Here is a 4,420-nt window from a genome sequence, read left to right as displayed (position 1 = left end):
TCTGGCGTTGATTTTTGGCACGCTGTTGAGTTCTCAAGGAACGGACGCTTCCTTTGTACTCACCCTCTCGGGCTTTCCTCCGGGCTTTCGTTCTTCGTTCTTGCGTTTCCGACTCTATCAGACTCTTTCGTGTCCGATTTCCTCGGTGCTTTCGAGGTTCTGCGCTTTCGCGCTTTCCCTTTCCGGCGGTTCCGACTCTATCAGAAGTTTTCCACCGGATTTCCCGGCTTCAACGTTTCCGAATGGAGAGTCGAATGCACTCCACCCGGGAGGAGATTCCCTGTGGAGTGGTGGTCGCCGAACTTGTCCAGTTCGAGGCAACCGTTTGACTCTACAACCCTCCCCCTGGGGTGTCAAAACGACGCGGGAGCCTCGTGCACCCGCGCCAGCAGGGTCATCAGGGTGTCCTGCTCGGCCGGGGTGAGGGGGGCGAGGAGCTCCGCGTTCGCGGCTTCCGCGAGGGCGGCGCAGCGGGTCAGGGCGGCTTCCCCCGCAGGGGTGACGGTGACGGCGTTCTTGCGGCGGTCCGCCGGGTCCGGGGTCCGCAGCACGAGGCCCGCCTCCTGGAGGTGGTTGAGGATCCCGACCATGTCCTTCGGGTCGACCGCGAGCCGGCGGCCCAGATCGGCCTGGGCCACGGGGCCGTACTCGGCGGTCGCGGCCAGCACGGCGTGCTGCATGAGCTTCAGCCCCTCCCCCGCGATCGCGTCCGCGACCAGGCCCCGTCCGCGTGCCGCGACGCGGCCGACGAGCCAGGTGGGCAGGGACTGGATGTGGCCGAGGGGTGAGGTCATGGGCGCACCTTATCCAGAAATCGTTGGACCTCCCTATGACTTCGCGCATATCGTTGGGGCTCCCAACGAAACTGAACCCTGGGAGGTTCTGTGCTGCGCATGCGCCATGAGGTCAACGGTGGACCCGACGCCCTCGTCGCCGAGGAGGCCGAGCGACCCGTGGCCGGACCCGGGGAGGTGCTCGTACGGGCCGAGGCCATCGGGGTCACGCTGCCCACCGTCCGCAAGGTCCGGGAGGGAAGCGGGCCCGTGTCGTTCGGCGGGGAGGTGGCGGGCGTCGTCGTCGCCACCGGGGAGGGCGTCACCGCCTTCACGGCGGGGGACCGCGTCACCGGACTCTGCTTCGCCGACGCCTACGCCGAGTACGCGGTGCTGAACGCCGCGCTGGCCTCCCCCGTCCCCGACGGTGCGACCGCAGTGGAAGCGGTGGCGCTCGTCCGCAGCGGACTGGTCGCCCGCGGGGCGTACGAGTCCGCGCGGGTGGAGGCCGGCGAGTCCGTCCTCGTCACCGCGGCGGCCAGCGCGGTGGGCGCCCTCGCCCTCCAGATCGCCGCGGCCGGCGGGGCGGGCCGCGTGGTCGCCTCCGTCAGCAGCGCCGACAAGGCCGACTTCGTCCGCCGCCTGGGTGCCGACGAGGTCGTCCTGTACGAGGACGCCGACTGGGGCGGCCCGTACGACGTGATCCTCGACGGGGTCGGCGGCGACCTCCTCGGCCCCGTCGTCCGGGCCCTCGCCACGGGCGGCCGGCTGGTGGCCTTCGGCTCCGGCGGCGGCACGGTCGAGGCGTACGAACTCCTGGTGCGCGGGGCCTCGTTGATCGGCTTCCAGATGCGGGCCATCGCCCTCGGCCGACCCGACCTGTACGCACGCTGGCAGCGCGAGCTCTGGGAGGCGCGCGACGCGGGGACGCTGCGCACCTCCGTGCACGAGCGGATCCCCCTGCGCGAGGCCGCCCGCGCGCACGCCGTCATCGAACAGCGCCGCAACCTCGGCAAGGTCGTACTGGTCCCCTAGCGCTTGTCCCGCCGGTCGGTGACGGGCGTCGTGGCACGGAGCGGGACCGCCGGCAGGTGATCGACGGACGGTACTGGGGAAGCCTGTCGTCCGGCGCAACGAAGAACTTCACGACGATGCTCACCTGGGGATCACGCCCGACGTCCCTCATCCGTGATCGGCGGGACCGGCGATCGGCCAGGCGATCTCCACCCGGTTCTCCGGGTGGTCCGGTACCCCGGTCCACCGGCGGTAGACCATCCGGACCGGACCCGCGAAGGCGAACCCGCGCCCGGTGACCCACTCGGCGACGGCGTCGTACGCACCGAGGATCTGCGGGAAGGCGGCGGCCGCGCCCTCGACCTCCGTGCAGGCGAGGGTGGTCGCGGGCAGCTCGCGCACGTCCACGCCCTCGGGCAGGTCCGTGGGCTGCGCGCCGTGCTCCCAGAAGGGCAGGCAGGCCTCGACGAGCGTCTCGTTCTCGTCGTCGCACACCCCGTGGAAGCGGACGAAGGCGGGCCCGGTGAAGGTGAGGGGGCCGCGGCCGGCGACCGCGTAGATCTGCTGGTAGGCGCTGCGGAGGAAGGCCTCGAGCCCGGAGTTGCCGAGGGTCGCCCCGCGGACGAGGATCCGTTCGGCGCCGCCCGCTCGGACGGTGACGCGGTGGGTCATTCCTGCTCCTTCGGTCAGTCTGCTCAACAGGCCGTGGACCGTGGAGCGCTGTACCTCCAGCCGCCGCTCGGCCGCCCGCAGATGCGCCTGGAGGGCGGCGGTCAGCTCCTCCTCGCCTCCGGCGAGCAGCCGACGTACCTCTTCGACCGGCAGGTCGAGCTGCCGCAGCGCCCTGACCGACTGCGCCGTGCGCACCTGGTCCCGCCGGAAGTACCGGTAGCCGCTCACGGGGTCGACGTAGGCGGGCACCAGTACGCCCGTGGCGTCGTAGTGCCGAAGCGCGGTGACCGAGAGGCCAGCGGCCTGCGAGAACTGCCCGATCGGCAGCAGGTTTCTCCTGTCCACGGGCTCGACTGTGCCGTCTCGCGTTACCCGAGAGTCAAGAGCCCGGTGCGCTGTTCGCCTTCTCGTACGCGGCCAGGTCCACCGCGTTGCCGGCGAAGGCCGGACCGCCGTGTGCGGGCAGGCGGTCGACGACCATCGCGACCGCAGCCCGCGCGCTGTCCGTCTCGGCTGTCTGCGGGCTGCTCCTGCTCGGCCCTTCGACGTAGTACCGTCCGTCGGCCCGTGCGCCGATGTAGGGCACGTCCCAGGTGTACGGGATCTCCGTGCACCTGCTGAAGTGCAGCTCCCACATCCCGCTCCAGGGGTACAGCCGACGGAGCAGCGGCTCGGCGTGGGACGCCAGTACCAGTTCGGCGAAAGTCGCCAGGAGCGGCGATTCCTGTGGTCGGCGAGGTTCGCCTGCTGTGGTGAGCAGCCCCTGCCAGGCTGCTTCGACGGTGTCGGACATGCAGTGATTGTGCAGGCCCTCCGTGACGGAACTCAGAGGAGTCCGGGCTGCCCGGAGTCGTTGAAGCGGTGGACCGAGCGGCGCAGGAGGTCGAGGAACTCGGCGAGACCGTCCGTGATCCGGTCGAACCCCCCTTCCTCGGAGGCGGTCCGCGAGCGCCAGACGGTGCCGTCCGCGGCGACCGCGTACAGGATCCCGCCTCCGTCGGATCCGATCAGCACGGCGGGGGCGGTGCCGCCGGCCTCGGGCAGCGCGGTGCGTTCGTCGACGGCCCGGGACGCGGGGTGCAGGAAGTAGCCGTTGCCGACGTCGCTCATGTTCACGGCGCCGATCTCCCCGTAGTACGCGGAGAGTTCGGCGAAGGCCTCGCACTCTGCGGCGAGCCGTGCCGCGGCGGCGCGGTCGCTCGCCTCCGGCGGGTGGATCGCGTTCTGCCCCAGGCCGTAGCCGTACCTCTCCTCGAAGCCGGCCACCAGGACGGCCAGAGCCGTCGCCATCTCCTCCCGCCAGGCGGCGAGACCCTCCGCACCGTGCATGGCCCCATCCTCACACCCCGCCTCCTGGAGCCGGGGCCGGATCGTCAGCCGAAGAGCAGGGGGACGTCCTTCTCGACGCAGAACCGCAGGACGCGGGCCAGCTGCCGGGCGTCCTCGAGGTGCCGGTACTGCAGGCCCCCGACGGCACTCCGCGGCACGGGTGATGAGGGGACGGCCCCGGAGGGCGAGCAGCTCGTCGACCAGACCGGCGGTCGCGTGCGGGTCCTGGTCACCGCGTACGCGGATCCGGGCCGCCAGCAGGTTCCGGGGGACGGTCCCGGCGTCGAGGAGCACGCGCCAGTCCTCCGGGCCGAGTTCGAGGAACTCCAGTGCCGTAAGCCCGGCGCTCTCCAGCGGGTCGGCGAGCGTGCCCGGGTCCGCGGACGGGGCCGGCACCGCGTCGGGCGGTGGCCCACGACGTGACCGCCGGGGGCGGCGAGCACCTCTGCGTTGTCGGCACGGAGCCGGCACAACAGGGGCCCCAGGTAGCGAAGTCGTGGAGTACTACCGCCAGAACGTCCCCCCACGGAAGAGAAGAGCCCGTAAACGCAGAAAAGCCCCGCACCAGAAGGTGCGGGGCTTTCCCACAATGATTGTTCGGCGGCGTCCTACTCTCCCACAGGGTCCCCCCT

5 protein-coding genes are annotated in these 4,420 nt (G+C 71.3%); 1 reads left to right on the top strand and 4 read right to left on the bottom strand.

Annotation, left to right across the window (positions count from 1 at the left end):
• Positions 1-353 precede the first annotated feature (353 nt).
• Positions 354-794, bottom strand: a complete 441-nt coding sequence (locus ACIPW5_RS39790; protein ID WP_401256388.1) for a MarR family winged helix-turn-helix transcriptional regulator — start codon at positions 792-794, stop codon at positions 354-356.
• 90 nt (positions 795-884) lie between these two features.
• Between ACIPW5_RS39790 and ACIPW5_RS39785 the strand changes: the two genes are divergently transcribed.
• Positions 885-1,808 (top strand): zinc-binding alcohol dehydrogenase family protein, encoded by a 924-nt coding sequence (locus ACIPW5_RS39785; RefSeq protein WP_401256387.1) that lies wholly within the window; start codon positions 885-887, stop codon positions 1,806-1,808.
• Between the two features lie 147 nt (positions 1,809-1,955).
• Here the strand turns inward: ACIPW5_RS39785 and ACIPW5_RS39780 are convergent, their stop codons facing one another.
• From ACIPW5_RS39780 to ACIPW5_RS39770, 3 genes are read right to left on the bottom strand one after another with little or no spacing between them, the layout of a single operon-like run.
• Complete coding sequence (locus tag ACIPW5_RS39780) at positions 1,956-2,804, bottom strand: MerR family transcriptional regulator (RefSeq protein WP_401256385.1); 849 nt, start codon at positions 2,802-2,804, stop codon at positions 1,956-1,958.
• 34 nt (positions 2,805-2,838) lie between these two features.
• Complete coding sequence (locus ACIPW5_RS39775; RefSeq protein ID WP_401256382.1) at positions 2,839-3,252, bottom strand: DUF6193 family natural product biosynthesis protein; 414 nt, start codon at positions 3,250-3,252, stop codon at positions 2,839-2,841.
• A 32-nt stretch (positions 3,253-3,284) separates the two neighbouring features.
• A complete protein-coding gene (locus ACIPW5_RS39770; protein WP_401256380.1) occupies positions 3,285-3,788 on the bottom strand; it encodes an SMI1/KNR4 family protein in 504 nt (167 codons plus the stop codon).
• Between the last annotated feature and the right edge of the window lie 632 nt (positions 3,789-4,420).

Source organism: Streptomyces sp. NPDC090077 (assembly GCF_044747545.1).
Lineage (GTDB): Bacteria > Actinomycetota > Actinomycetes > Streptomycetales > Streptomycetaceae > Streptomyces.
The sequence above is the reverse complement of the archived record's forward strand: the minus strand, read 5'-3'. Positions and strand labels throughout refer to the sequence as shown.

Bases quoted from the DNA above. Each gene is read 5' to 3' on its own strand.
- ACIPW5_RS39790 (WP_401256388.1), bottom strand. From the start codon at position 794: ATGACCTCACCCCTCGGCCACATCCAGTCCCTGCCCACCTGGCTCGTC.
- ACIPW5_RS39775 (WP_401256382.1), bottom strand. From the start codon at position 3,252: ATGTCCGACACCGTCGAAGCAGCCTGGCAGGGGCTGCTCACCACAGCA.
- ACIPW5_RS39770 (WP_401256380.1), bottom strand. From the start codon at position 3,788: ATGCACGGTGCGGAGGGTCTCGCCGCCTGGCGGGAGGAGATGGCGACG.